Genomic DNA, 26,753 nt, shown 5'->3' on the forward strand with positions numbered 1-26,753 from the left:
CGATAACAGAGCTCGATATGAACAAGGAAATTACTGCGCCGCTGTCCCGGATTGCCCTTATCGGATTTGGGGAGGCCGGGTTCTTATTGGGCCAGGGCCTGGTGGAGGCCGGCGTGGCGGTAGCCGCCTACGACATCAAGATTCACGAGGCCGATCAACGGCCCGCTCTCGAGGCCCGCGCCAAACAGGCGGGCGTCACGCTGCATGCCAGTCTGCGAGCGGCAATCCAGGATGCCGAACTTCTGATTTCGGCGGTTACCGCAAGTTCGGCAGCAAAGGCCGCCCTTGACGCTGCCGAGTGCCTCACGCCCCGCCAGTACTTTCTGGATATCAACTCGGTGTCGCCGGCTACGAAAGAGGCTGACCGCGCTGCCATCGAAGGCGCCGGCGGCTTTTATGTTGAATCGGCCGTAATGGCGCCTGTGCCGCCCTACGGGCTGAAGGTGCCCATGTTGCTGGGTGGTGCGCGGGCGGCCGAGGTTTCAGCGCGCCTGAATGCGCTGGGTTTACGCAGTACCGCTGTATCAGAGCGCGTGGGCGTGGCATCGGCCATCAAGATGTGCCGCAGCGTGATGATCAAGGGTCTCGAAGCGCTGACGGTCGAATGCATGACTGCGGCGCGTCGCTACGGAGCAGAAACCGCTGTGCTGGAGTCGTTGAATGAAACGTTCCCCGGCCTGGGCTGGACCGATTCACTGCCACATTATCTGATCAGCCGCGTCGCCGAACATGGTCGCAGGCGCGCGGCGGAAATGCGTGAGGTCATGGAAACTCTGCAAGACGTGGGCGTGACGCCCCTGATGGCGCAGGCTACAGCCGAGACCCAAGACGCATTGGTCGACGCGATGGAGGCGCACGGCATTGTTTACGATGCTGGGCGTGAGTTCATATGGCAAGATCTGATCGACCAGCTGAAAGCCCAATAGCCGACCGCGCATCTTGCCTTCATGCTTAACCTACAATGGTAGAGGCAGCTAACTTTTCTGGAGACGCATATGCCTGGACTGCTCCCCGACGTTGATCCGGATGGACTTCTCGAATATTCCGTCGTTTATACGGATCGCGCCCTGAACCATATGTCGTCCGCCTTTCAGGACGTCATGAAGGATATCTCCCGCACATTGAAGTCCGTCTATGGTGCCGATGCCACCATTGTGGTGCCCGGCAGCGGTACTTTTGGCATGGAGGCGGTGGCCCGGCAGTTTGCTACAGGAAAGCGGTGTGTCGTCATCCGCAATGGCTGGTTCAGCTATCGGTGGACGCAAATCTTTCAGGCCGGATCGATTCCTTCCGAAGAAATAGTTCTCAAGGCACGCCCTATAGAGCCGGGCCCACAAGCCGCGTATGCTCCTCCACCCATAGAAGAAGTGGTCGAGACCATAAGCCGCGAAAAACCTGATCTGGTCTTTGCTGCTCACGTTGAAACTGCTTCGGGCATACTGCTTCCCGATGATTATCTGCGTCGTGTGGCCGATGCAGCGCATGCGGTGGGTGCATTGTTCGTGCTTGACTGCATCGCCTCGGGAACAGTCTGGGTCAATATGCGCGATACAGGCGTTGATATCTTGATCAGCGCTCCGCAGAAAGGTTGGACAGGTTCTGCCTGTTGTGGTCTGGTCATGTTGTCTGCCAGGGCTCTTGAGCAACTCGAGCACACCACCAGCACCAGCTTTGCCAGCGATCTTCGCAAGTGGTTGGGCATTATGCAGGCATACGAGAAAGGTGGACACGCCTACCACGCCACCATGCCCACCGACTCACTGACGATATTGCGCAATGCCATGGCAGAAGCCGAATCGGTGGGCTTCGAGGCCTTGCGAAAGGCTCAGTTCGAGCTGGGTTCGGGAGTGCGTGCGCTGTTGCGCGAGAAAGGCTTCAAGAGTGTCGCTGCGCCGGGCTTTGAGGCTCCGGGCGTGGTCGTCAGCTACACCGACGACGACGGCATTCATTCAACCAGCAAGTTTGCACAAGTTGGCATTCAGGCCGCAGCCGGAGTGCCCCTGCAGTGCGATGAGCCCGAAGGTTTCAAGACATTCCGGCTGGGACTGTTTGGTTTGGACAAATTGCAGAATGTCGATCAGAGCATTGCGCGGCTTAAAAACGCGCTTGATCAGATTCAGCCCGCTTCATGAATTACGCCGGCCCGGGTTGCGCCCGGGCCAGAGCCGGTTCAACGCGATTCGGGTACGCGTCGTGTGGCCATGAATTGTTCGAACGTTTCACCGCGCATCATGGCGTAGACTTCGAGATTGGTTTTGCGCACCACGCGGGCGAACTTTTCGATAACAAAGAAGCAGGCGCCGTACTGCACGAGCCCCAGCCAGTCTTCTTTGCGTACCAGTTCTTTTTCGGTTTCGTTGAGCCCGGCCTCTTGCATCACGCCTTCGGGGTCGGCCTTGTAGCGGTCACGCCATTCGGCCCGGATCATATTCCAGAAAAAGCGATTCAGCTTGAGAGCCTTGTTGCTGGTGCGAATGTCGAAAGCGTAGGTGCCTTCGATCTGTTCGATGCCTTCTAATTGTGGGTTCATGACTAGACCTGGGCAGTAAGGTTTTTGGCGGCGGCGAGTGCGGCGCTCTGATCGGGCTCTTCACCCTCTTCGTAGAGCACGAGGGTCATTGCCGTGGTAGTGGCCAGATAGTAGTTGAGATGCAGCCGGCGAATTTTTTCGGGCATGGCACCGCGCATGGCCAGCCACATGATCTGCTCGACGCTTTCGGCGCCGCCCAGTCGAACGTAATCTGCGTGCTTGAGCTCCAACAGTTTTTCGGGTTCGAACTGCAACAGGCGCAGAAATTCGTGGTCCCAATCTTCGTTGTTGAAGCCGGTCCGCTCACCATGAATCTGGTGAGAAAGCCCGCCCGTTCCGACAATAACTACCTTGAGGTCTTCGGGATAGGACTCGATGGCGCGCCGAACGGCTTGCCCCAGCTTGTAGCAGCGCTTTCCGGTGGGCAAGGGGTACTGCAACACGTTGATGGCGATGGGGACCAGGGCGCCCGGCCAGTCGGGGTCGTGTGGCCACAGCAGTGGAAGCGGCGATGCGCATCCGTGGTCGAGAGGCTTCTCCTGGAAGATCGTCAGGTCGAATTCGTCGTTTACCAATGACTCGGCGATGTGGCACTGCAAATCGACATTTCCCTTGATTGCCGGCAACGGCCGCAACCCGGCACCTTCGTCAGCGACCGGAAACCGTTCGCCGACACCCAGTGCAAATGTGGGATACATGTCGAAGAAAAACGTGGTGGCATGGTCGTTGTAGAAGAAGACCATTGCATCGGGTTGTTTTTCGGCCAGCCATTGGGCCACAGGTTTGTAGCCGTCGAAAAGCGGAGCCCAGGCGGGGTCGGTTTGACGCCCCTTATCGTAAGCCACCCCAATCGTGGGTACGTGCGAAGTGCCGATGGCACCAATGATCTTGGCCATAATGGATATCCTCAAGTATGTGACGCAACGACAGATCGGGCGCGCCTTGTGACCATGGCCTCATTATACTTTTGTAATACTTCGGAGGGCGCCTGATAACGCGTGAATATCAGGGCTATCCATTAAACTGAGGCCCATGTGCGGCGATTGTCGCGCTGATGGTCGAACATGGAAATGCCTCAAGTCAAAATTTCTTCGGCGCGTCGGGTTGCGCATCTGGACATGGATGCGTTTTTTGCGTCAGTCGAATTGCTTCGCTATCCCCAACTTCGCGGGTTCCCGGTAGTCATCGGAGGCCGTGGCGAGCCGCCGCTCAAACGCAGCGACGGAAGCTATGCATTTGCGCGGCTCGGCGATTATGTAGGTCGCGGTGTTGTCACCACCTCGACCTACGAAGCACGCAAATTCGGTGTCTTTTCGGCGATGGGGATGATGAAAGCCGCCCGGTTGGCGCCCGACGCCATTCTGCTGCCGGCCAACTTCGCAGCGTATCGCGACTATTCACGCCGTTTCAAGCAGGCAGTGGCGTCGGTTGCGCCGCAAATCGAAGATCGCGGTATCGATGAGATCTATATCGATCTGACGGAACACGACGAGCCCGACGCACTCCTGGGCAATCGAATCAAGCAGGCCGTGCGCGACGCCACGGGCCTGTCGTGCTCAATTGCCATCGCTCCAAACAAATTGTTGGCCAAGATCGGGTCCGACCTGGACAAGCCTGACGGCTTGACGCTGCTGACCATGGACGACGTGCCGCGACGTATCTGGCCATTACCCGCATCTCGGATCAATGGCATTGGCCCGAAGTCAGCCCGCAAGTTGAGCGACCTTGGTATCGAGACTGTAGGCCAATTGGCGGCCGCCAGCCCTGCCTTGCTCCAGGCGCACTTTGGGCTGCGGTATGCACGGTGGCTATTGCGTGTTGCACACGGGCAGGACGAGCGGCCGGTCGTCACATACTCGGAGCCCAAATCCATCAGCCGCGAAACCACGTTTGAGCGAGACCTTGACGTTGTACAGGATCGCGCGCGCTTGTCCGAGATATTTACGGGCTTGTGCGAACAGCTGGAAGGCGACCTGAAGCGCAAGCAAGTAACAGGACGGACGGTAGGTATCAAGCTGCGCTTCGCCGATTTCCGTACCGTCACACGCGATTTCACGCTTGACCGCGATGTGGCGGATGCCCAGTCAATACGGGCCGCAGCCGGACAGTGCTTGAAGCGCGTAAGCTTTGAAGACCGCATACGCCTCTTGGGTGTGAGGGTCAGCAATCTGCGCACTGGCTCTACTGCTCCGGACGCCCTTCAGTTGAATTTGCTTGATTGATTTTCTGCCGGCCATCACCGCCTGCCTTGCTGCGCGCCAGACAGTGCGATGGATCTGACAGGGCGCCGAACTAGTGGTAAATTAATTAATCAATTGACCTATTTATTTGCGAGGGGGAAGGAAAGTGCCGACTTTTCTATACGGCGCCAATGTCCACGCCAATGGCATCCGGCAACATTATCTGCGTTATGGAGGCCCCGACAATGGTCGTTCTGAGCGCGATTCCATAATCATCATCCCGGGCATTACCAGTCCGGCAATCACCTGGGGCTTCGTGGGCGAACGTTTCGGTACGACTTTCGATACATATGTACTGGACGTCCGGGGGCGCGGCCTGTCCGAGGCTTCCGATGCGCTGGACTACAGCCTGGACGCACAGGCGGCAGATGTCGTGGCCTTTGCAAAAGCCCTGGGTATTGAACGCTATGCGCTGGTCGGTCATTCCATGGGAGCGCGGATCGCAATCAGGGCGGCGCGCAGCCGGCCTGCCGGCCTGACCCGGCTGGTATTGGTGGACCCCCCGGTATCCGGTCCGGGTCGTCGCGCCTACCCGGCACAGCTTCCCTGGTATGTGGACTCGATGGCCCTTGCGCGAAAAGGCTGCGACGCCGAAGCCATGCGGGAGTTTTGTCCCTCGTGGACACAAGAGCAATTGGCACTGCGTGCCGAGTGGCTACATACTTGTAATGAGCGTGCCGTCGTAACCAGCTTTGAGGGCTTTCATACTGACAATATTCATCAGGACATGCCCGAGCTCAATGTGCCGGTCTTGCTGATGACGGCTGAACGCGGTGACGTCGTGCGCGACGAGGATGTCGAAGAAATACGCGGTTTGCTGCCGTCGATGGAGCATACCCGGGTGCCGGATGCCGGACATATGATCCCCTGGGACAATGAAGAGGGTTTCTACCGCGCCTTTGGCAGCTTCCTGGGTGCCGCGCTGTCCGACCACGCCTGACACAACACTTGTTATCAAAAGGAGGTTCCCATGGCCGTCAGTGATTTCCAGCTACTTCAAGCGTGGCAGCAAGTGCTGAAACTGTCGAGGCTTGAGCAGGGTCAGACCGTCACCATCCTGAGCAGTGCATCGACTCATCCCCAGACCCTTGCCATGGCCACAATTGCGGCGCAAAGCCTGGGCGCGATCGTCAATCGGCTTGACCTTCCGCCGGTCAATGCCGAGAAATCACTTAGCCGGGATCCGCTGGCGTATCTAGGCACGACAGCACTTACCGGTAACCCGGCAGCGATTGCCATGCTCAAGGCCAGCGATCTGGTCCTGGATCTCATGACCTTGCTGTTTTCGCCAGAGCAGATAGATATCCTCAAGAGCGGTACGAAGATTCTGCTTGCCGTCGAGCCACCCGAAATACTTGTGCGGACGGTTCCCACCGAGGCCGACAGGGCACGCGTCAAGGCACATAGCGAACTTCTGGGCAAGGCGCGCGAAATGAAGGTGGTGTCCGACGCGGGCACCGACATCCGGTTTTCGCTGGGCGAGTTTCCAGTCATCAGTGAGTATGGGTTCGTGGATGAGCCGGGCCGTTGGGATCATTGGCCAAGCGGCTTTTGCTTTACCTTCCCGAACGAAGGACAAAGCAACGGCGTGATTGTGATCGACAAGGGAGACATACTGCTTCCACAAAAATCCTACACAAGCGATAAGATTGTGCTGACCGTTGAGAACGGGTATGCCGTCAAGATCGAGGGCGGAGTGGATGCTGAAATGCTGCGCGATTACATGGAGTCCTTCAATGACCCCGAGGGTTACGCCATTTCGCACATCGGTTGGGGACTGCAGCCGCGTTGCCACTGGTCAACCCTTGGGCTGTATGATCGTGAACAAACCATTGCAATGGATGCCCGCGCATACGAAGGCAACTTCCTGTTTTCTTTGGGGCCCAATAACGAAGCGGGGGGCAGTCGCACAACCGCCTGCCACATCGATATACCATTGCGAAACTGCTCGGTGCGGGTGGACGACACCGAAGTGGTTCGACACGGCAAAGTAATTGAGGACTGGATTCCATGAGTAACGACATTCAAACGTATTCCCGGCAAGGTTTCGGCGCGCAGCTCGAACTTAAAGCCCCGTTCGGCCTGCTGATCATTGATCTGGTCAACGGCTTCGCCAACCCTGATGTCTTTGGCGGGGGAAACATTCCGCAAGCCATTGCCAATACGGTGCCCTTGCTTGCCGAGGCGCGTAAACGTGGCTGGCCTGTAGCACATACGCGCATCGTATTCGCCGACGATGGTGCGGATGCCAATGTGTTCACTCTGAAAGTGCCCAGCATGCTGGGCCTCAAGGAAGACGATCCCAATAGCGCCATCGTGCCCGAGCTTGCGCCTGTCGACGGAGAGCTGGTCGTGCGCAAGACGGTGCCGTCTGCGTTCTTTGGTACCTCGCTGGCAGCATGGCTGACCCATCGGGGTGTTCAGACTTTGCTTGTGGCCGGAGCCGTGACCAGTGGATGTGTTCGTGCCAGTGTGGTTGACGCCATGCAATATGGTTTCCGTCCTCTGGTTGTGTCAGATTGTGTGGGAGACCGTGCCATTGCACCCCATGACGCCAATCTGTTCGATATGGAACAAAAGTACGCCACCGTCATGACACGCGACGAGGCGCTGGCAGCCTTATCCAAGGCAGAGGCGTAGTTGTCCGGGTTTTCCCCATGGCCTTGGGCTAAAATCTGCTTTTTCTAAAATTGGTCTTTCACCCGTCCGTCGCCGCCGCGCGGCGGAATCCTTCGGAGCAAACATGAGCACAGAACTTTCGGGCATTGAAGCATTAATGGAAATCACAGCTCGCCCGGACCTCGTCTTTGTTCGAGGAGAAGGTTCCTGGCTTGAAGACCACACCGGAAAGCGGTACCTGGATTTTGTTCAGGGTTGGGCCGTAACGTCGCTGGGGCATTGCCCCGCGCCATTGGTCGAAGCGATCACCGCACAGGCCCGGCAGCTTATCAATCCGTCCCCCGCTTTCTACAATCAGCCGTCCATCGACCTGGCCAAGCGTCTGGTCAGCGCTTCGTGCTTTGATCGGGTGTTTTTTGCCAACAGCGGTGCCGAAGCCAACGAAGGTGCCATCAAGCTTGCGCGCAAGTGGGGCCGGGTGCGGCGTGCCGGGGCGTACAAGATCATCACGTTCGAGAACAGCTTTCACGGACGGACCCTGGCCACGATGTCGGCATCGGGCAAACCGGGCTGGGATACTCTGTTTGCGCCTCAGGTCGACGGGTTTCCCAAGGCTCGTCTCAATGACCTGGCTTCGGTTGAAGCGCTTATCGACGATCAGACCGTGGCCATCATGCTTGAGCCGGTTCAGGGCGAAGCCGGTGTCTTGCCGGCTTCCACGGGGTTCTTGCAGGCGCTGCGCGAACTGGCAGACTTGCATGGCCTGTTGCTCATCGTTGACGAAGTCCAGACCGGCATGGGTCGTACGGGCAAGATGTTTGCATATCAGCATGCCGGCATTACGCCGGACATCATGACCTTGGCCAAGGGCATTGGCGGCGGTGTACCGTTGGCCGCACTGTGTGCGCGCGAAGAGGTGTCGGTGTTCGAGCACGGCGACCAGGGTGGCACCTATAACGGCAATCCGCTGATGACAGCAGCCGGAATCGCGGTGTTCGACACCATCAACGCTCCTGGATTTCTCGATAGCGTCAACGAGCGGGCACAACAGTTGTCTGAAGGTCTGCTGCGGCTGGTAGCGAAGTGGGGCATGAAAGGAGAACGCGGCCAGGGCCTGCTGCGCGCCCTGCTGATGGATCGCAGCGATGGCGCGGCCATTGTTGAAGCCGCCCGAAATCGTTCACCGGAAGGCATGTTGCTGAACGCACCGCGTGCGGATGTACTGCGGTTCATGCCGGCGCTGAACGTTACCGCCGACGAAATCGACTTGATGCTTGCGTGGCTGGATGAAACCATCAGCCAGGTGCGCGGCTAAGACACGGCTTTTCGGCTTCAGGCTTCACCATGTAAATCGGCCCTTATCGAACTACGATAAGGGCCGATATGTTTGGACAGTGGCGACTTAGCGCGCCTTGGCCACCTGACGCCAGTGATGCAACAGCGGTTCGGTGTAGCCGTTGGGCTGTTCAAGACCCTTGAAGACGAGGTCGCAGGCTGCCTTGAAGGCCACCGAGTCTTCGAAGTTGGGTGCCATTGGCCGATACAGCGGGTCGCCCTGATTCTGGCGATCGACCACGGCGGCCATACGTTCAAGAGTTTCTTGCACCTGCTCGCGAGTTACGATGCCATGATGCAGCCAGTTGGCCATGTGCTGGCTCGAGATGCGAAGGGTGGCACGGTCTTCCATCAGGCCGACATCATGGATGTCGGGCACCTTCGAGCACCCTACTCCCTGATCGACCCAGCGTACGACATAGCCCAGGATGCCCTGCGCGTTGTTATCGAGTTCTTGCTGGATTTCTTCTGGCGACCAGTTGGTATTGGTGGCCACCGGGATGGTTAGGATTTTTTCGAGCAGCGGCTCTGATTTGCCCTCCATTTCGCGCTGGATTTCCTGAACGTCGACTTGGTGATAGTGCAAGGCGTGCAGGGTGGCCGCGGTTGGTGAGGGCACCCAGGCGGTATTGCCGCCGGCCTTGAGATGGCCGATTTTTTGTTCGAGCATGTCGGCCATGAGGTCGGGCATGGCCCACATACCCTTGCCGATTTGAGCGCGACCGCGCAGGCCGCATTCGAGCCCGGTTTGCACATTGTTCCGTTCGTAGGCGTCAATCCAGGTGCTGCGCTTCATGTCGCCCTTGCGGATCATGGGACCGGCCTGCATGGAGGTGTGCATTTCGTCGCCCGTGCGATCAAGAAAGCCTGTGTTGATGAACGCCACGCGCTCGACGGCCTGGGCAATGCAGGCCTTGAGGTTGACGCTGGTGCGGCGTTCTTCGTCCATGATGCCCATCTTGAGCGTGTTGGGCTGCAGGCCCAACAGTTTTTCTACGCGACCGAACAGCTCGGTAGAAAACGCGACTTCGGCAGGGCCATGCATCTTGGGCTTGACGATGTAGATCGACCCGGCGCGCGAGTTGCCCTTGCGCTGGAGATCGTGCATGGCGATCAGTGAAGTGACGACGGCGTCAAGAATGCCTTCGGGCGTTTCATTGCCGTTTTCGTCGAGCACGGCAGGGTTGGTCATGAGATGGCCGACGTTGCGAATCAGCATGAGCGATCGGGCCGGCAGGGTTTGTTCTTTGCCCTGAAGGTCGGTGTAGGTGCGATCGGGGTTCAGTTTGCGCGTAAAGGTCTTGTCGCCCTTGGAGATTTCTTCGGTCAACGTGCCCTTCATCAGGCCCAGCCAGTTACGGTACGCCAGAACCTTGTCTTCGGCATCTACTGTGGCGACGGAGTCTTCGCAGTCCATGATGGTGGTCAGGGCTGCTTCGAGCAGGACGTCCTTGATGCCCGCGTTGTCTTGCTTCCCGATCGGGTGGTTTCTGTCGAGTTGAATTTCGAAGTGCAGGCCGTGGTGACGGAACACCAGCGCCTCGGGGGCCTGAGGGTCGCCTCGATAGCCCAGCAACAGCGTCGAATCGGCAAGGGTCGTGGCAGTGCCGTTTTCAAGCTGTACCTGGAGTTGCCCGTTGTGCACGCTGTACGATTTGGCATCGCGATGCGAGCCCTGCTGCAAGGGAATGGTGTCGTCCAGGAAGCGGCGCGCGAAGGCGATGACTTTGGCACCGCGAATCGGGTTGTAGGCTCCGCCGCGGGTCGCTCCGTCTTCTTCAGAAATTGCGTCGGTGCCGTACAGGGCATCGTAAAGGCTCCCCCACCGCGCGTTGGCGGCGTTAAGGGCATAGCGCGCGTTGGTGATGGGCACGACAAGCTGGGGACCTGCCTGTTCGCTGAATTCGACGTCGATGCGATCGGTTCGCACGGTGACGTTTGCCGGAGCGTCCTGCAAATAGCCTATTTTGCGCAAGAAGGCCTGGTAGGCTGCCTGATCAGTGACAGGGCCGGGGTGCTGGCGATGCCAATCGTCAATTTCGGCCTGCATGCGGTCACGCTCTTCGAGCAAGGCGCGGTTGCGCGGTGCCAGATCGTACATCAGCTGATCGAAACCGGCCCAGAACGCGTCGGCGTCGACACCCGTGCCAGGCAGAGCCTCATTCTGAATGAAGTCGTGCAGTTGCGTGTCGACCTGGAGCCTGTGGCGGCGGGTTCTCTGTGTCATGGTGATTTCCTGTGAGTATGAAGATTCACGGCGTGGCAATAGTATTGCGCTACGATGTTTAGCGGTAGTATGGACTGTCACCTGTCCGGTGCTCAACATCCGCAGGGTTAAAGGACTTTTAACTTTTTCATACATAATTGCCAACTTTTACCGCACTTAATTGCCAAAATCACTTGAAGGAGCGGTCGTCATGAAACAGGTACAACGTGTTGGCGCGGCCTCGGCGTTATTGCTGCTTGAAGGCTGGGCAGCGGCCAAGGACCGGGACGCATTGCAAAAGAGTTATGTGTTCAAGAATTTCAGCGAGGCGTTCGCGTTCATGACGCGTGTCGCGCTTCAGGCCGAGAAGATCGACCATCATCCCGAGTGGACCAACATCTACAATCGTGTAGACGTAACGTTAACCACCCATGACGTGAAAGGCGTGACCGAACGTGATGTTGCCCTGGCTTCGTTCATGGACCAATTGGCCTGAAGAGTTTTTCAGGCCGCTGAAACTATGGCTGAACCTATGGATTTTTTGGGCCCGACGCTGACACCTCAACTGATGCCTTACAAGGGGTTTCGGGACGCCGATGAAGCGCTGGCACAATTGATTGCGATCTACGAGCGCAATACGGCGTTCTTGCGCCAGGCATTCGACGATTATGCGCATGGCAGGCTCACGCCCGGTCAGCGCGTGCGTGCGTGTTACCCGGCAGTGCGCATCAAGGTGGGCACCTATCAAGAGGTAGATAGCCGTCTGTCCTACGGCCATGTGGTAGAGCCGGGTATGTACATGACCACCGTGACCCAACCTCGTCTGTATGGCAGCTATCTGCGGGAACAAATAGGCCTGTTGCTGAAGAATCATGGGGTGCCGGTGGAAATAGGCGAGTCCGACACGCCCATTCCGCTGCACTTTGCCTTTGAGGAAGGCGAGTACATAGCGGCTGACCACGCCACCGATCTGGGCAATGTATTGCGCGATCATTTTGATGTGCCCGATCTGCGACTGACTGACGACGCTATCGTGAATGGCACATGGCGGGGCCGGCGCGGTGAGCCCGAACCCCTGGCTCCGTTCACGGCGCCACGGGTCGATTACTCCTTGCACCGGCTTCAGCATTACACGGCGACGGCACCCCGCTATTTTCAGAACTTTGTGCTGTTCACCAACTACCAGTTTTACATTGACGAGTTCTGTCAATGGGCCCGCGGAGTTCTTTCTCGTGGCGAAGGCGACTATACGGCGCTTGTCGAACCCGGCAATGTCATCACCACGCGCGAAGACGTGAACCAGCCCGGCGGGCCGGCGTTGAGCCGCATGCCGCAAATGCCCTCCTACCATCTGGTTCGCGAGAATCATTCGGGCATCACGCTGATCAATATTGGTGTCGGGCCGTCCAATGCCAAGACCATCACCGATCACGTAGCCGTGCTGCGCCCTTCGGCGTGGCTGATGTTGGGGCATTGTGCCGGGCTTCGCACTACCCAGCGCCTTGGAGATTATGTACTGGCTCACGGTTATGTGCGCCAGGATCATGTGCTGGATGACGACCTGCCGCTGTGGGTACCGGTGCCACCCCTGGCGGAAATACAGGTTGCGCTCGAAGAGGCGGTGGCCGAGGTTTCAGGCTTGTCGGGCTGGGAGCTCAAGCGCATCATGCGTACCGGAACAGTGGCCAGTATCGACAACCGCAACTGGGAACTGCGCGACCATGAAGAGCCGGTACAGCGACTGTCACAGTCGCGGGCGATTGCTCTGGATATGGAGTCGGCCACTATTGCAGCAAACGGGTTTCGCTTCCGGGTTCCTTACGGCACCTTATTGTGTGTGTCAGACAAACCGCTGCACGGTGAATTGAAGTTACCGGGAATGGCCAGCGAATTTTATCGGCGCCAGGTGTCTCAGCACTTGCATATCGGCATCCGTGCTCTTGAGAAACTTCGCGAAATGCCACCAGCGAGGCTGCACTCGCGCAAGCTGCGAAGCTTTCTGGAAACGGCGTTTCAATAGTCCCTGCAAGGTGTCTTGCCAGCCCGCGGTGCTGGGGAACAACATCAATCTTCGGCCACAAACGTATCATCGCGCTTGTTGCGCACGGACGGTATTGCAACGGCGATCACAAGTACAAGGGCCGTCAGCAACAAGCCCAAAGATATCGGCCGGGTCAGGAAAATGCTGAAGTCTCCGCGAGATACGATAAGCGTGCGACGAAAATTTTCTTCAAGCATTGGCCCCAGGACCAGGCCAAGCAGCAAAGGAGCGGCTTCGCAGTTCAGCCGCGACAATACATAGCCTGCAACAGCAAATAGTGCCAGCAGCACGACATCGAAGGTGTTGAGATTGACCGAGAATACGCCAATGGCGCAGAACACCAGAATCGCTGGAAACAACAGGTAATACGGAATTTTCAGCAGCTTCACCCATAATCCGACCAACGGCAGGTTCAACACAACAAGTATCAGGTTGCCAAGCCACATCGAGGCGATCAGGCCCCAGAAGAGTTCGGGGTGCGAGCTCATGACCTGTGGTCCGGGTTGAATGCTGTGGATCGTCATGGCACCAATCATCAGTGCCATGACGGCATTGCCAGGAATCCCCAAAGTCAGCAGTGGAATAAACGATGTTTGGGATGCGGCATTATTGGCTGATTCGGGTCCTGCCAAGCCTGCCGGAGCGCCGGTGCCAAAGCTTGCCGGTTTGCGAGACATGCGCTTTTCCAGTGTGTACGAGGCGAACGACGACAATACCGTACCGGCTCCTGGCAGTATGCCCAGCAGCGACCCGATGGCGGTACCGCGAAGAACCGCAGGCCCAGCCTGCCGAATCTCTTGTTGATTGGGATATAACGACCCGAGCCGCTCCGTAATCTTGGTGCTGTTGCCCCGTATTTCAAGGTTCTTCATGATCTCGGCGAGACCAAAGACTCCCATGGCCACGATGGCAAAATCCACGCCGTCCTGTAGAGCGGGAAGCCCGAAATCATATCGCGCAATGCCGGAGTTGATGTCAGTGCCGACCATGCCCAGAAGCAGGCCCAGCACTATCATTGCGAGGGCCTTTGTGATTGAACCCGAGGCAAGTACTACGGCTGCGACAAGTCCCAGGACCATCAAGGAAAAGTACTCTGCGGAACTGAACTTAAAGGACAGCTTCACCAAGGGCGTCGCGAAGGCGGCGACAATGAGCGTCGCGACGCAGCCGGCAAAGAATGAACCTAACGCTGCAATGGACAGAGCGGCGCCCGCTCGCCCGTTTCGCGCCATCTGATGCCCGTCCAGCACCGTGACCACCGATGAGGTTTCTCCTGGCAGAGCCACCAGGATGGCCGTGGTGGAGCCCCCGTACTGGGCGCCATAATAGATGCCTGCCAACATGATGAGACCTGCAACCGGCGGCAGAATGTATGTGATGGGCAGCAGCAATGCGATCGTAGGCACGGGGCCAATACCCGGCAGGACTCCGATCAAGGTGCCAAGCAGGCAGCCGACGAATGCGTAGGCCAGGTTCTCCGGTGAGAGGGCAACGGAGAATCCCAGAAAGAGATGCTCAAGCAGTTCCATGTGGCAAGGGTTGGTGTTATCAGGGGGCTATCCAGATTGGCCAGAGCGGAACTGACAGTTGCAGCCCCTTGATAAAGACCAACCAGCTGAACAACAGCAGGAACACTGTATTTCCGGCGACGGCTTTCCAGCGGACGTTGCGGTACGCAAGGCTTCCTGCCGAAATCAATAGTGTCAGCGAAACGATCAGACCCATGGAACGAAGGGTCAGGCCGAAAATGACGACAGAGCCACTGATTGCGACCAGGGCACGCCAGTTGATCGGACTGACAGGGTTGATCGAGCTGTTCGGGCTGAACGCCAGAACAGCAATCAGAGTCCCCAAGCCGCTCAAGCCCAGACCCAGCCAGAATGGCAGGAAGCCAGGTCCCATCTGGGCCGCAGTGCCTAATGGATACGAAGTTGCCTTGAATGCAAAGCCGGCACCTAGGGCGATAAAAAGCAGACCCGACCAGAAGTCTTGACGAGAACGCATGCGAACCATTTGGATACCGTAAAGAAAGTTTAGATGGGTGGAACAAGACCACTTGAGAGCGAGAGTTTAGGTGGCGGATCTGGCCATGAGAACGACTTAAAAGGCATAAGAAAATGCCTCGCCGGCGCATACTCATACGACAAAAAGTTATATTCAATAAGCTGATAACCTATTGATATAAAAGAGATTCTACGTAATTTGCTCATTTCGTAACTGTCTGATCCGAAGCGTATTGCGTTGATAAGATTCCAGGCTCTTTCAACCTCGAATGCTTCAAAAGGACACGTGATGAGCATCCGCATTTTCCGAGTTTTGCTCGGTGTATTTCTGGCCATGCCGGCCTTTGTGTCGGTCGCGCAGGATCACCAGTATCCTGTTCGACCCATCACCCTGATCGTTCCGTTTGCACCGGGCGGATCTTCTGATCTGCTGGCTCGCAAGTATGCGAACTTGCTCGAAAAAAAACTCGGTACGACCGTCGTGGTCGAAAACCGTGGTGGTGGCTCTGGTGTGATCGGAGCGCAGGCAGTGGCAAGGGCCCGACCGGACGGCTACACCTTATTGCTGGCACACACCACGGGCATAGCGGTATTGCCCCTGTTGCGTCAGGACATCCCCTACGATGTGGACCGCGACTTCAACCTGATTACCTTGCTGGGGGCAACGCCTCAGGTCTTGGTAGTGCCCCCGAATGGGCCGCAGGATCTGGATAGCTTTGTCGCATTGGCCAGGTCACAGGGCGGCAAGCTCAATTACTCATCAGGTGGTGTTGCGACGCCCCCGCACCTGGTTGGCGAACTGTTCAAGTTGCGTGCAGGCCTCGACATCGTGCACGTTCCGTTCAACGGCAGTACGGCTTCGATAGCCAGTCTGCTTGGCGGCCACATGGATGCAGCCTTCCAGAACATTGATTCCTTATTGCCGCATATACAGGCGGGTACATTGCGCGCCCTGGCCATTGCCAGCACCACGCGCTCAGACGCCCTGCCCGACGTGCCCACCTTGGAAGAAAAGGGAATACAGGGTGTCGAAAACCAGACGTGGTTTGGCATCGCGGCGCCCGCCGGACTGTCGGCTTCGGTGTACGACACTCTGGTGAAAGCATCGACAGAGGTTGTCACGACGGATGAATTTCAAGCCTATTTGCGCTCGCAGGCGGTAAATGCCACCCCGGCCGGCCCGGAAGCCTTCAAGTCCTTGCTCGATGAAGAGCGCCAGCGCTGGCGCCAGGTCATCGAAGCTGCAGACATACGCCTTAGCTGAGTTCGAGAAGGTGTGAATTCGGTTCCTGGCAAGATTCAGTCAATTCAATGGAGTAGGAAGTGTCATCAAATATCTATCAGAAAGCCCGGTTGGGTGTAATTCATTTCAAGGCTTATCCCGAAGTCGAAACGGGCGAAGGCCCGATCATCGAGACATTGGAAAAACTCGCCGAGGATGAGTTCTGGAGTGCTGTCGAGGTGGGTTGGATCAAGGATTATCGTGTACGGAATACGGTGCGCCATATCCTTGAGCAAAGTCATTTGGCAGTGGCGTTTGCGTCTCAGCCCCGGGTGTTGCAGAACCGGCTCAATCTCAATTCATTGGACAAGCGGGAAAGAGCCCTGGCCGTTGACACGCTCAAGCGTAGTATCGATGAAGCCTACGAGGTGGGTGCCGAGGTGCTGCGACTGATCGCAGGTCGAGACCCCGGCGATTCGGATCGTGAAGAGGCCAAGAAGCTGCTCGTTGATTCGCTGTTTCAACTTCTGGAGTACGCGAAAGAAGAAGGTGGGCTGGACTTTACGCTCAAGCTTTTTGACCGGGATATAGACAAGCGCAATCTGATCGGGCCGACGCACGATGCACTCGACATTGCCGAAGCGGTTCACCCCCATTACTCAAACTTTGGTTTGTTGGTCGATCTGAGTCATTACCCATTGCTGCGCGAAGACCCTCGCGTCAGCATTCCGAAACTGGCCAAATATCTGCGCTCTGTTCACATTGGCAATTGCGTTTACCGGGATCGTCGCCATCCGGCCTACGGCGACATCCAGCCCCGCTTCGGCTTGCAGGGTGGCGAGAATGATACGCAGCAGGTTGTGGAGTTCTTTCAGGTGCTCGATGAAAACGGCTTTTTCTCGTCAAACCAGCGTCCCATCATCAGTGCAGAAGTGCGCCCGGTGCTCGCAGGTGAAAAATCGGGACTGATCCTGGCGAATGCGAAACGGGTTATTCGAGACGCCTGGGCCTTCTCCGGTATCTAAACCTTCTGTTCGTCGGTAAACGGGTGGGACAACTGCAGTAGTTGTTCCACCTTTTTTTCGAGTTTTCGAACACGCTTCTTGAGTTTCCTGTGTTTCTTGCGGAGTTTCTTCAGTTGCTTTGCGGCATCCTTCGCATCGACACCGGGCGCGTTTGCCTCCTCTGGAAGCGCGAGCATGGTGCCGCGGCAATTGTCGCTTCCACACAGGCAGCGATACTGGTTTTTTAATGTGTCGGTGATCTCTTCGTCCAGGATCAGTCCGTAGTCATAGAAAAGCTCTTCGCCTTTGGCGATGTCGCGCAGCGCATTGACAAAGACGCGTGTGCCGTCTTCGTTCTCTTCGGTTTCGCAGTTCGGGTCGCAGGAGTGGTTGATCCAGCGGGCGTCGTTGCCGTTCTGCGCTCCGTCAATGACCTTGCCGCAACTCAGGGAGAAATAGAAGGTGTGGAAAGGATCGTCCGGGTTTGCAGGGTGCTTCTCGTCCGCTTCTTCGGGAGTGATCAGTGTACCGGTGTACTCAATGATGCGGGTGCCCGCGGGGATATCGCGCGCGGCGAATACGCCGTTACCATGCAGGGGCGAACGCTGCACGACATGCCAGGGCCGGGTTCTTCTAGTCATTGATGCTCAGCGGGTTGATGCGTGGAACGTCCACTTTAAAACGGTGGGTCGTCAGTGTCGATGGGCGCTTCGGCCGGCGCGGCCTTTTTCGCGGCCGACTTCTTGGTGGCTGCTTTCTTGGCCGCTTTTTTTGCTGCCTTCTTTGCGGCGGTCTTGGTCGCAGTCTTGCTTGCGGCCTTGCTTGCGGTCTTTGCCGCCTTTTTCGCCGCCGTCTTTGTGGCGGTTTTCTTGCCCGCCTTTTCGGGGCGAGGTTCGAACTCGAAGCTGATTTTCCCGTTGGCCTCCTTCACGAGGTAAGCCTTGAACTTGCGGTTGGTGCGACTCGACACGAAGCCTTGCAGCAGATCAGTCTTGCCTTCTGCCAGTAACTTGCTGACCTGTTCGGGCGAGATTTCTTGCTGCAGGATAATTTTTCCGGTCCGGAAATCGCATGATCTTTCGGGGCCGACCGATTTCTCGCAGACGTAATTCATACCGTGTTCGAAGACTCGGCCACCACATTTGGGGCAATCGCCCAAGGGCTTCCGGGATGAAAAGTCGACAGGCTCGGAATCTTCCTCGTTGTTCTGACCAAAGTCGAACTCAAGCTTGTACTCGTCGGTGATGCGCAGCAAGGCCGAGAAGGGGCGGCCCATTTTGCTGATGAATCCGGTCAGTGGTCCAAGCGTGCGATCCTTGAGCAGGGCTTCGACCTCGGGAATTTCAAAGGTGCGTCCACCAGGGTGTTTGCCAATGGAAAAGTCGCATTGCGTGCAGGCGAACCGCCGGTAGTTTTCTTTGACGACGCCTCCGCATTTGGGGCAGGGGGTCTGCAGGGTGACGTAGTCACCGGGAACGGTATCGCGTTCGTACTCCTTGGCGCGCTTGACGATGACCTGGGTCATTTTCTGGATTTCGCGCATGAAGCTTTCGCGATCCAGTTCGCGCTGTTCGATTTGCTTGAGCTGATGTTCCCATTCGCCGGTAAGCTCTGGCGAAGTGAGTTCATTGACGCCCAGGCCCGAAAGCAGGGTCATGAGCTGGCGCGCCTTGGCACTGGGTACGAGCTCGCGGCCTTCGCGTCGCAGGTAGCCTTCGTTGAGAAGGCCTTCGATGATGGCGGCGCGGGTGGCAGGTGTGCCCAGGCCGCGTTCGGACATGGCTTCGCGCAAAGCCTCGTCGTCGACCAGCTTGCCGGCACCTTCCATGGCCGAGAGCAAAGTGGCTTCGGTAAAGCGTGCGGGTGGTTTGGTGGCCAGGCCCTTGGCTTCGATATCTTCGGTCTGGACGGTTTCTCCGTCAGCTACTGCAACGAGGTTGGTGTCATCTTCCTGCTTGTCGCGGCCGTAAATGGCCAGCCAGCCGGGCGACACCAGTACTTTTCCTTCTGTCTTGAAGTGATGCCCTGAAACTTCGGTAATGCGTGTAGTGACGCGGAATTCGGCAGCCGGAAAAAACACGGCCAGGAAGCGGCGCGCAACCAGTTCGTAGATCTTGCCTTCGGCATCGCTGAGTTCGCGCGGACTCTGCAGCGTGGGAATGATGGCGAAGTGATCCGATACTTTTTTGTCGTCGAAGATGCGCTTGTTGGGCTTGATGCGACCCGCCTTGAGCAACTGTTCGGCAAAGGGCCGCACGCTGGCAGCGGCAGACGAGTCGCCGCCGGCAAGCGCCTGTACTGTGTTCTTGACGGTGGGAATATAGTCTTCGGGCAGATAGCGCGAATCGGTACGCGGATAGGTCAGGGCCTTATGGCGTTCGTACAGGGTCTGGGCCAATGCCAGTGTGGTTTTGGCTGAAAAGCCGAATCGCGAGTTGGCTTCTCGCTGTAGCGAGGTCAGGTCGAACAGGGCCGGCGACATCTGGGTCGACGGTTTGGATTCTTCTGTGACCGTGCCGGGCTTGTCACGGCAGGCTGCAACGATGCTTTGGGCGGCCGCCAGCGACCACAGGCGGGAATCACGATGTTCGCTATCGTCAGTTTTCTTGAACTTCGGATCGAACCACCGGCCAGTGTAGAAGCCGGCAGCCGCCACGAAAGTGGCGTGGACTTCCCAGTAATCACGCGGGACGAACCGGCGGATACGCTCTTCGCGTTCGGCGACAATGGCAAGGGTTGGTGTCTGCACACGACCGACAGGTGTCTTGAAGAAGCCCCCGTCCTTGCTGTTGAAAGCGGTCATTGCGCGCGTGCCGTTGATGCCCACCAGCCAGTCGGCTTCAGCTCGCGCGCGCGCGGCGGCTTCGAGTGGCTTCAGGGCTTCGTCATCGCGCAGCGAATTGAACGCTTCACGGATGGCACTTTGAGTCATCGAGCGCAGCCAGAGGCGTTTGATGGGTTTCTTGACGCCCGAATACTGCACGATATAACGGAAGATCAGCTCACCCTCGCGTCCCGCGTCACAGGCGTTGATGATGCTGTCGACATCCTTGCGTTTAAGGAGCTTCACCAGAAGCTTGAGGCGCTCGGCCGATTTCTTGTCCGCGGGGCCCAGGTCAAACTGGGGCGGAATCACAGGAAGATGCGTAAAGCTCCACTTGCCTCGCACCGGATCATTGGGAGCGACCAGAGTCAGCAAATGGCCGACGCTTGAAGCAAGGACGTACTCGTCGCTTTCAAAATAGTCACCCTCGCGCGTAAACCCCCCAAGGGCGCGGGAAATGTCCAGGGCAACCGAGGGTTTCTCGGCAATGATCAGCGTTTTAGTCATGGTGTTCCAGGGCGCGGCAATAGCGCGGATAATACGGGGGGATAGCAGCCCAGCGCAAGTTGGCCGGCGGAAATTCCGTGGCTCAATATATCAAATGTTAAAACGGGCGGCCCAACGTGGCACGGCTTGAGCCCAAAATTCAGACACACTTTCGATCCGCGGCAAAAGGGGAAACCCCAGATGTTTCCAGGCCTTTTCCAGTGCCGCCACGGCGTTGCCATGGTCCAGCGGCGGTGCATGGTTCTGTTTTGACAGTTTTTGTCCCGCCTCGTCAAGCAATAATGGTACATGCATGGTACGGGGCGCGCGTGCCCCCAACAGTTGCGCGAGCACGCGTTGCCGCGCCGTGGAATTGAGCAGGTCCATGCCTCGCACAATATCTGTGACGCCTTGATCTGCATCATCGATGACGACGACAAACTGGTACGCCCACAGGCCGTCAGCCCTCTTGATGATGAAATCACCCACTTCGGCGGCTACATCCTGGCTTTGTGGGCCCTGCCAGAGGTCGACGAAGCGAACGACGCCGGCTGGAACGCGCAGGCGCCAGGCGCGTGCCTGTTGGCCCGCTGCCAGGCCGCGGCTGCATGTGCCTGGATACGCCCCCCCAGTCAGTTGGCGCCGTGTGCAGGCGCAGCCATACACCAGTTGGCGCGCTTTCAGCTGTTCGAAGACGGTCCGGTAGCGGTCAAGGCGGTGTGATTGCCAGACAGGCGGTGCGTCCCACTGCATGCCCAGACACGATAACTGGGCCATTATGGTTTTATCAGCTCCGGCAATGGTGCGGGGCGCGTCGATGTCTTCGATGCGCAGCAGCCATTGTCCTTTATGGGCACGGGCATCGAGATAGCTGGCCATTGCCGCCACCAGCGATCCGTCGTGCAGGGGACCGCTGGGGCTGGGCGCAAAGCGCCCTATGTAGTGATATGACCGTTTGTCGGACGCCATCGTTTACCCATAGCGGGAGGTGTTGGTGCCCCGCTATGGTTTAGTGTGATCGGCGCGTGCGGTCGTCGGTGAGCAATTCTTCGAGAACGAGGTGGTCGACCTCGGCTTCCTGGCTCCACAACACCATCAGCGCAATGATCTTGATCTTTTCAAGTGGCACCGGCGATTCATCGGCTGCCAAAGCACGATCGATAAGAATTTCGCGCAAGGCAGCGGGCAACACACCGGAGCTTTCGAGAAAGCTGATGAAGCCGACGGCTTCGGTGCCCAAGGTTTGATATTCGGTATCGGTGTATACGCGTTGGCTGTCGCGTTGAGGCGCCTGTGCCAGGTGCACGCATTGTTCGGTGGTTTGCGCCAGGCCATAGAGCCAGCCAAGGGCTTCGTCGATGTCTTCGTGTTCGAAGCCAACCGCTGCCAGCTTATGGGCCAGAGTGTCTGCGTCGGGACAGGACTGGGGCGTGTAATAGTTTTCGAATAGGTAGACGAGAATGTCGAACATAAGCGATTCAGGTTGCCCTTTACAGTTTCAGTCCGGAAAATTAATGACTCGGCCAGTAAAGTCGGATCAACTTTACGCCGATTTGCCGGGGCAGGCAACATTGTTTTATTGGATGGCGGGCGGCTGATTGAACCGCTCGTTATCGCATAAAACAAAGTATTTTACGGCTTATCGGCGTTGCGCGCACAAACGCAGCGTACGTCATGCCTGGTGCGGTTGGTCCGGCTGACATTAGCCGGACCCAGCCAATTTTTTTACAGCATCTCGATGGCCATGGCGACGGCTTCGCCTCCGCCAATGCACAGCGATGCTACGCCTTTCTTTCCACCGGTCTTGCGCAGGCCACCGACCAGAGTGGCGAGCAAGCGGGCGCCGGACGCACCAATGGGGTGGCCCAGGGCGGTAGCGCCGCCGTGGATATTGACCTTGGCGTGATCGAGTTTGAGGTCTTGCATGGCGGCCATGGTGACCACGGCGAAGGCTTCGTTGATTTCGTACAGGTCGACGTCAGAATTTTGCCAGCCTGCTTTGTCGAGCAGCTTCTGGATGGCCCCGACGGGTGCCGTGGTAAACCACTCGGGCTCTTGAGAATGCTGGGCCTGGGCAACGATGCGAGCCAGGGGAGTAACGCCCATTTTCTTGGCAGTGGATTCACGCATCAACACCATGGCGGCGGCACCGTCAGAGATGGACGATGCATTGGCGGCAGTGACAGTGCCGTCTTTCTTGAACGCGGGCCTGAGCGTGGGGATTTTTTCGGGCATGGCCTTGCTGGGCGCCTCGTCAGTGTCAATGACGGTGTCGCCCTTGCGACCGGCTACGGTAACTGGTGCGATTTCCCATTTGAAGCTGCCGTCTTCGGTGGCGGCACGCGCGCGGCGCAACGATTCGAGCGCGAATGCGTCCTGCGCTTCACGGCTGAAGTTGTACTTGTCGGCACAGGTTTCGGCAAACACGCCCATGGCTGTCCCGCGCTGGTAGGCGTCTTCGAGGCCGTCGAGTGCCATGTGGTCGTACACGGTGGAATGGCCATAGCGGTAGCCCTGGCGTCCACGCAGCAGCAGGTAGGGTGCATTGCTCATGCTTTCCTGGCCACCAGCCACGACGACATCGACGCTTTCGGCCTTGAGAAGATCGTGGCCAAACATGGCGGCCTTCATGCCCGAACCGCAGACCTTGTGAATCGTAGTGCAGCCCACGCTCTGGGGAAGGCCGGCACCCAGTGCAGCCTGGCGCGCCGGAGCCTGGCCCTGGCCGGCTTGCAGCACGTTACCCATGATGACTTCGTTGACGGCGTCGGGGGCGATACCCGCGCGCTGGACAGCTGCCTTGATGGCGACGGCGCCCAACTGATGCGCTGCCAGACCGGAAAGACTGCCCATCATGCCGCCCATGGGTGTACGGGCGATGGAAACAAGGACGATGGGATCCGACATGTTGTTGCTCCTGATGCGTTAATGGTTATAAGTAGAGGATTGCGAAGTATTCGAGTGGCGACCAAGACGTCGGGAGGCATCGTAAGGGAAGATATCTTCGATGCGTCCTCGGATGACTTGTTCCCGGCAAGCCTGCCACCACTCTGCGTCCAGCAAACAGGCGTGGTGCTTCAGGAATGCCTCGCGCACCCGGTTGTCTCCCAGGAGAAAATGCGCGAATTCTTCGGGAAAGACATCGTTCGGGCCTACCGGGTACCAAGGCTCTGCAGCCAGCTCGGCTTCTTCATTTGGAGCCGGTGGTATGCGACGAAAGGTCATCTCGGTCATACGCTGTATTTCATCATAATCATAGAATACAACACGACCCAGACGGGTGACGCCGAAGTTCTTGTATAGCATGTCGCCCGGAAAGATGTTGGCGGCAGCCAGTTCGCGGATGGCGTCGCCGTATTGCCGGACTGCGGCTTCCAGGGCGTGGTCGGAGGCGCGGTTGAGGTAAATGTTCAACGGGGTCATGCGGCGCTCTATATATACGTGCCGCAAGATGATTGTGTCGGGCGTTTCGTCAAGCAACGAGGGCACCTCGCGCCGCAGTTCTTCGAGCAGTTGCGGCGAGAACCGGTTGCGCGGCAAGGCAACTTGTGAGTATTCCCAGGTGTCGGCCATGCGTCCTACGCGATCATGCTTCTTGACCATCTGATACTTGCGTTTGACGGTGGCCCGGTCCATGTCGGGCTTGGATATGCGGTCGCGTATCAGCTTGAAGACGTAGGGGTAGGAAGGCAAGGTAAACACGGACATGACAAGACCCCGAATACCGGGGGCCAGATCGAATGCGTCTCGGGAATGTGCAAGATGATGCAGGAAGTCGCGATAAAACAGGGTTTTGCCCTGTTTTTGCAAGCCTATGGTGGTGTAGATCTCGGCCTTGGGTTTTCGGGGCAATAAGGTATTGAGAAAATGCACATAGGCCGAGGGGGTTTCCATGTCGACCAGGAAATACGCGCGCGTAAAGCTGAACAAGGTGCTCAGGTCGTCGACGGTATATAACAGGGCATCCAGTTCGATATGTCCGGAGGGGCGTCGCAACAGGGCGATGGCAAACGGATGAATGGCGCCCTGGTTGATGAGGCGGCCCACGACATAGGCACCCTTGTTGCGAAAGAACAGGGAGTTCAACACATGGATCTGGCAATCGGGAGCAATGCGCGATCCGCCTTCGCGTGGAAGCTGTGCACGTAACTGGGCGATAGCTTTTCGGGTCAGGGCGCGTATGTCGCTGGGCAGGTCGGCAAAGGGGGCAGCCAGTCCAAAGTCGGCCATCATGCGGATCAGGCTTTCCTGGATACCTTCGGTCGCGGGATAGTACACGCGGTAGGACGGCAGTCGACTATCCAGGTATTCGGTGGCCACGGCAGGCCGAACGAACATGAAGTCGTTGTTGTAATAATCTCTGTGAAGGATGCGGCATGAGACCGAGTTGAAGAATGTCTCGGCGCATTCGGGCTGCCGATGGCCTGCCAGCAATCCGATGTAAGCTGTCTTGGCTGCCTGCCAGAAGGCCTGTTGGGCCTGGGTCAGTTCTGTCTCGGCGCCCGAGCCTTCGGGGCTGGCTTCGCTTCCCTTCAGGGCTCTGTTAAGGGTGGCGGTGCATTCGCGAACACGGGTGTCATAGTATTCGATGCGTTCGCGCGAGAGCTGCTGGATGGCTCGCCAGTCGCCTGATTCAAACAGGGATTTTGCACGTTGGGCACCGTAGCGGAACAGGGCGTAATGTCGGTCGAAGCCGGACAATATGGTCTGGGCAACCTGTTGCGGAGAAAGTCGTTGCCGGGAAACGGGCTCGATATGCTGGTGATCACCGCTGCGAATCATATCCGGTCTGTGGGTTTTGCATGGTTCACGTTGGGTCTGCGGCCAGGCGGCGATTAAAGACCGTTTATAGTACGGTAACGGCTGCCGTCGCGTAAACCATCAATAACTGGCGGCCAGAGTATGGAGATTTTGATGAACCCTAATGAACAGAAGCTGACGTACCCATGGGGCGATACGTTGCCTCAGCCCGGCCAGGCGGTTGCGATCGGGGACGGTGTGCGTTGGATTCGGATGCCGTTGCCATTTGCGCTTGATCACATCAATCTTTGGTTGCTTCGCGACGAAATGGATGGGCGGCAAGGCTGGACGATTGTAGACTGCGGTGTGTCGCGCGATGAGGTGAAGGCGCTCTGGGAGGAGGTCTTTGAAAACGCGCTGGACGGGCTGCCGGTATTGCGTGTTCTTGTGACGCATATGCACCCGGACCACCTGGGTCTTGCAGACTGGATCTGTTCGCGGTGGAATGCTCCGCTGTGGATCAGCATGACGGAATACATGACGGGTGCCAATTGGTCGCGGGCACCGGTGGGAAAGGTGGCAGCAGGGGGAATCAGTGGTCAGTCGGCGGTAGATCATTTTGTTCGCCACGGTCTGACTGACCCAGTGGCGAAGGAGAAGATTCTGGAGCGAGGCAAGTACTACCCAAGTCATGTGCCTGGGGTGCCCGCTCGCTTTCGTCGGATCATGGACGGTGATCGGGTTTCGATAGGTGGTCGCGATTGGCAGGTAATCGTGGGCTACGGGCATTCGCCGGAACATGTGTCTCTGTATAGCGATACGCTGCAAATGTTGATTTCGGGCGACATGGTGTTGCCGCGAATTTCTACGAACGTAAGTGTGTTTGATTTTGAGCCGGAGGCAAATCCGCTGCCTTTGTATTTGAAGTCGCTGCGCGGCTACGATGGGCTTCCGGAGGAGACGGTGGTGCTGCCTTCGCATGGTCGGCCGTTTAAAGGGCTGCACGAGCGGATCGCGCAACAGCACTCGCATCACGCTGAGCGTCTGGCCGAGGTGTTGTCGGCTTGTCGGACGTCACCCTGTACGGCGGCGGATATTGTTCCGATCATGTTCAAGCGCGCTCTGGATGCGCATCAGCTGGCGTTTGCGATGGGCGAGGCGTTGGCGCACCTTCATGCTTTGTATTATGAGGGGAAGTTGGTGCGCGAAGTAGGGGATGATGGGGTGATTCGCTTTCGGGCGGTAGATCGCTGAGTCTTTCCTGCGTGATTGACTGTTGGTGGGCGGACTTTGGGTCCGCCTTTTTTGTGTTGGTGTTTTGTTGTTGGTGGTGGGTGTTTTGCTTGGCGTGGGTTTGGGTTCTTGATGGCGTTGGTTTGGGTTCTTGAGGCGGTCCATGGCTGGATGAGGCCTTTCGCTCCGGTCGCTTCGGCCCTTCGGGCTTCCCTCACAACCACCCCTTTTGGGGCGCTCGCCAAACTCGCAACGGCGGACCGGTGGTCC

General features: G+C 57.7%; 23 protein-coding genes. 12 read left to right on the forward strand and 11 right to left on the reverse strand.

Going from position 1 to position 26,753, the window contains the following annotated elements; all coding sequences use genetic code 11:
• Positions 1-17 precede the first annotated feature (17 nt).
• Positions 18-926 carry a DUF1932 domain-containing protein gene (locus Q1J88_RS06345; RefSeq protein WP_301116738.1) on the forward strand — a complete coding sequence of 303 codons (909 nt, stop codon included), beginning with the start codon at positions 18-20 and terminating at the stop codon, positions 924-926.
• A 69-nt stretch (positions 927-995) separates the two neighbouring features.
• Positions 996-2,132 carry an aminotransferase class V-fold PLP-dependent enzyme gene (locus Q1J88_RS06350; RefSeq protein WP_301116739.1) on the forward strand — a complete coding sequence of 379 codons (1,137 nt, stop codon included), beginning with the start codon at positions 996-998 and terminating at the stop codon, positions 2,130-2,132.
• Between the two features lie 38 nt (positions 2,133-2,170).
• Here the strand turns inward: Q1J88_RS06350 and Q1J88_RS06355 are convergent, their stop codons facing one another.
• On the reverse strand, positions 2,171-2,530 hold the full coding sequence (locus Q1J88_RS06355; RefSeq protein WP_301116740.1) for a protocatechuate 3,4-dioxygenase: 360 nt from the start codon (positions 2,528-2,530) through the stop codon (positions 2,171-2,173).
• A gap of 2 nt (positions 2,531-2,532) precedes the next feature.
• On the reverse strand, positions 2,533-3,426 hold the full coding sequence (locus Q1J88_RS06360; RefSeq protein ID WP_301116741.1) for a gallate dioxygenase: 894 nt from the start codon (positions 3,424-3,426) through the stop codon (positions 2,533-2,535).
• A gap of 174 nt (positions 3,427-3,600) precedes the next feature.
• Here Q1J88_RS06360 and dinB point away from each other — a divergent pair, with 174 nt between their 5' ends.
• The 5 genes from dinB (at position 3,601) to Q1J88_RS06385 (ending at position 8,704) form a co-directional block, all read left to right on the forward strand.
• Positions 3,601-4,752: a DNA polymerase IV gene (gene dinB, locus Q1J88_RS06365; RefSeq protein WP_301116742.1), complete on the forward strand. Its 1,152-nt coding sequence runs from the start codon at positions 3,601-3,603 to the stop codon at positions 4,750-4,752.
• 124 nt (positions 4,753-4,876) lie between these two features.
• On the forward strand, positions 4,877-5,710 hold the full coding sequence (locus Q1J88_RS06370; protein ID WP_301116743.1) for an alpha/beta hydrolase: 834 nt from the start codon (positions 4,877-4,879) through the stop codon (positions 5,708-5,710).
• Between the two features lie 30 nt (positions 5,711-5,740).
• Positions 5,741-6,784 (forward strand): 2,5-dihydroxypyridine 5,6-dioxygenase, encoded by a 1,044-nt coding sequence (locus Q1J88_RS06375; RefSeq protein WP_301116744.1) that lies wholly within the window; start codon positions 5,741-5,743, stop codon positions 6,782-6,784.
• Positions 6,781-7,410: an N-carbamoylsarcosine amidohydrolase gene (locus tag Q1J88_RS06380; protein ID WP_301116745.1), complete on the forward strand. Its 630-nt coding sequence runs from the start codon at positions 6,781-6,783 to the stop codon at positions 7,408-7,410. Before Q1J88_RS06375 ends, Q1J88_RS06380 begins: the two co-directional genes overlap by 4 nt.
• Positions 7,411-7,513: 103 nt before the next feature.
• A complete protein-coding gene (locus tag Q1J88_RS06385; protein WP_301116746.1) occupies positions 7,514-8,704 on the forward strand; it encodes an acetylornithine transaminase in 1,191 nt (396 codons plus the stop codon).
• A gap of 87 nt (positions 8,705-8,791) precedes the next feature.
• Here Q1J88_RS06385 and Q1J88_RS06390 read toward each other — a convergent pair whose 3' ends face one another.
• Positions 8,792-10,951, reverse strand: a complete 2,160-nt coding sequence (locus Q1J88_RS06390; protein WP_301116747.1) for a malate synthase G — start codon at positions 10,949-10,951, stop codon at positions 8,792-8,794.
• Positions 10,952-11,141: 190 nt separating this feature from the next.
• Between Q1J88_RS06390 and Q1J88_RS06395 the strand changes: the two genes are divergently transcribed.
• Positions 11,142-11,426 (forward strand): 4a-hydroxytetrahydrobiopterin dehydratase, encoded by a 285-nt coding sequence (locus Q1J88_RS06395; RefSeq protein WP_301116748.1) that lies wholly within the window; start codon positions 11,142-11,144, stop codon positions 11,424-11,426.
• Between the two features lie 36 nt (positions 11,427-11,462).
• Positions 11,463-12,950: an AMP nucleosidase gene (locus Q1J88_RS06400; RefSeq protein ID WP_301116749.1), complete on the forward strand. Its 1,488-nt coding sequence runs from the start codon at positions 11,463-11,465 to the stop codon at positions 12,948-12,950.
• Between the two features lie 44 nt (positions 12,951-12,994).
• Here the strand turns inward: Q1J88_RS06400 and Q1J88_RS06405 are convergent, their stop codons facing one another.
• Both Q1J88_RS06405 and Q1J88_RS06410 read right to left on the reverse strand, forming a co-directional pair.
• Positions 12,995-14,500 (reverse strand): tripartite tricarboxylate transporter permease, encoded by a 1,506-nt coding sequence (locus Q1J88_RS06405; protein ID WP_301116750.1) that lies wholly within the window; start codon positions 14,498-14,500, stop codon positions 12,995-12,997.
• Positions 14,501-14,519: 19 nt separating this feature from the next.
• A complete protein-coding gene (locus Q1J88_RS06410) occupies positions 14,520-14,975 on the reverse strand; it encodes a tripartite tricarboxylate transporter TctB family protein (protein WP_301116751.1) in 456 nt (151 codons plus the stop codon).
• Positions 14,976-15,263: 288 nt separating this feature from the next.
• Between Q1J88_RS06410 and Q1J88_RS06415 the strand changes: the two genes are divergently transcribed.
• Both Q1J88_RS06415 and Q1J88_RS06420 read left to right on the forward strand, forming a co-directional pair.
• Positions 15,264-16,238, forward strand: a complete 975-nt coding sequence (locus tag Q1J88_RS06415) for a tripartite tricarboxylate transporter substrate binding protein (protein ID WP_301116752.1) — start codon at positions 15,264-15,266, stop codon at positions 16,236-16,238.
• 59 nt (positions 16,239-16,297) lie between these two features.
• Positions 16,298-17,221, forward strand: a complete 924-nt coding sequence (locus Q1J88_RS06420; protein ID WP_301116754.1) for a TIM barrel protein — start codon at positions 16,298-16,300, stop codon at positions 17,219-17,221.
• Here Q1J88_RS06420 and Q1J88_RS06425 read toward each other — a convergent pair.
• From Q1J88_RS06425 to aceK, 6 genes are all read right to left on the reverse strand, one after another.
• Positions 17,218-17,841 carry an SET domain-containing protein-lysine N-methyltransferase gene (locus Q1J88_RS06425; RefSeq protein WP_301116755.1) on the reverse strand — a complete coding sequence of 208 codons (624 nt, stop codon included), beginning with the start codon at positions 17,839-17,841 and terminating at the stop codon, positions 17,218-17,220. The two genes, Q1J88_RS06420 and Q1J88_RS06425, sit on opposite strands and share 4 nt — an antisense overlap.
• 35 nt (positions 17,842-17,876) lie before the next feature.
• A complete protein-coding gene (locus Q1J88_RS06430) occupies positions 17,877-20,531 on the reverse strand; it encodes a DNA topoisomerase III (RefSeq protein WP_301116756.1) in 2,655 nt (884 codons plus the stop codon).
• Positions 20,532-20,621: 90 nt separating this feature from the next.
• A complete protein-coding gene (gluQRS, locus tag Q1J88_RS06435) occupies positions 20,622-21,479 on the reverse strand; it encodes a tRNA glutamyl-Q(34) synthetase GluQRS (RefSeq protein ID WP_301116757.1) in 858 nt (285 codons plus the stop codon).
• Positions 21,480-21,519: 40 nt separating this feature from the next.
• On the reverse strand, positions 21,520-21,981 hold the full coding sequence (locus Q1J88_RS06440) for a DUF494 family protein (RefSeq protein WP_301116758.1): 462 nt from the start codon (positions 21,979-21,981) through the stop codon (positions 21,520-21,522).
• Positions 21,982-22,235: 254 nt separating this feature from the next.
• Entirely contained in the window at positions 22,236-23,417 is a 1,182-nt protein-coding gene (locus Q1J88_RS06445; RefSeq protein WP_301116759.1) for an acetyl-CoA C-acyltransferase, read from the reverse strand.
• 18 nt (positions 23,418-23,435) lie between these two features.
• On the reverse strand, positions 23,436-25,292 hold the full coding sequence (gene aceK / locus Q1J88_RS06450; RefSeq protein WP_301116760.1) for a bifunctional isocitrate dehydrogenase kinase/phosphatase: 1,857 nt from the start codon (positions 25,290-25,292) through the stop codon (positions 23,436-23,438).
• A 132-nt stretch (positions 25,293-25,424) separates the two neighbouring features.
• Between aceK and Q1J88_RS06455 the strand changes: the two genes are divergently transcribed.
• Entirely contained in the window at positions 25,425-26,504 is a 1,080-nt protein-coding gene (locus Q1J88_RS06455; protein WP_301116761.1) for an MBL fold metallo-hydrolase, read from the forward strand.
• Positions 26,505-26,753: the final 249 nt, after the last annotated feature.

It is taken from the genome of Pusillimonas sp. (assembly GCF_029263785.1).
Taxonomy (GTDB): Bacteria; Pseudomonadota; Gammaproteobacteria; order Burkholderiales; family Burkholderiaceae_B; genus Pusillimonas.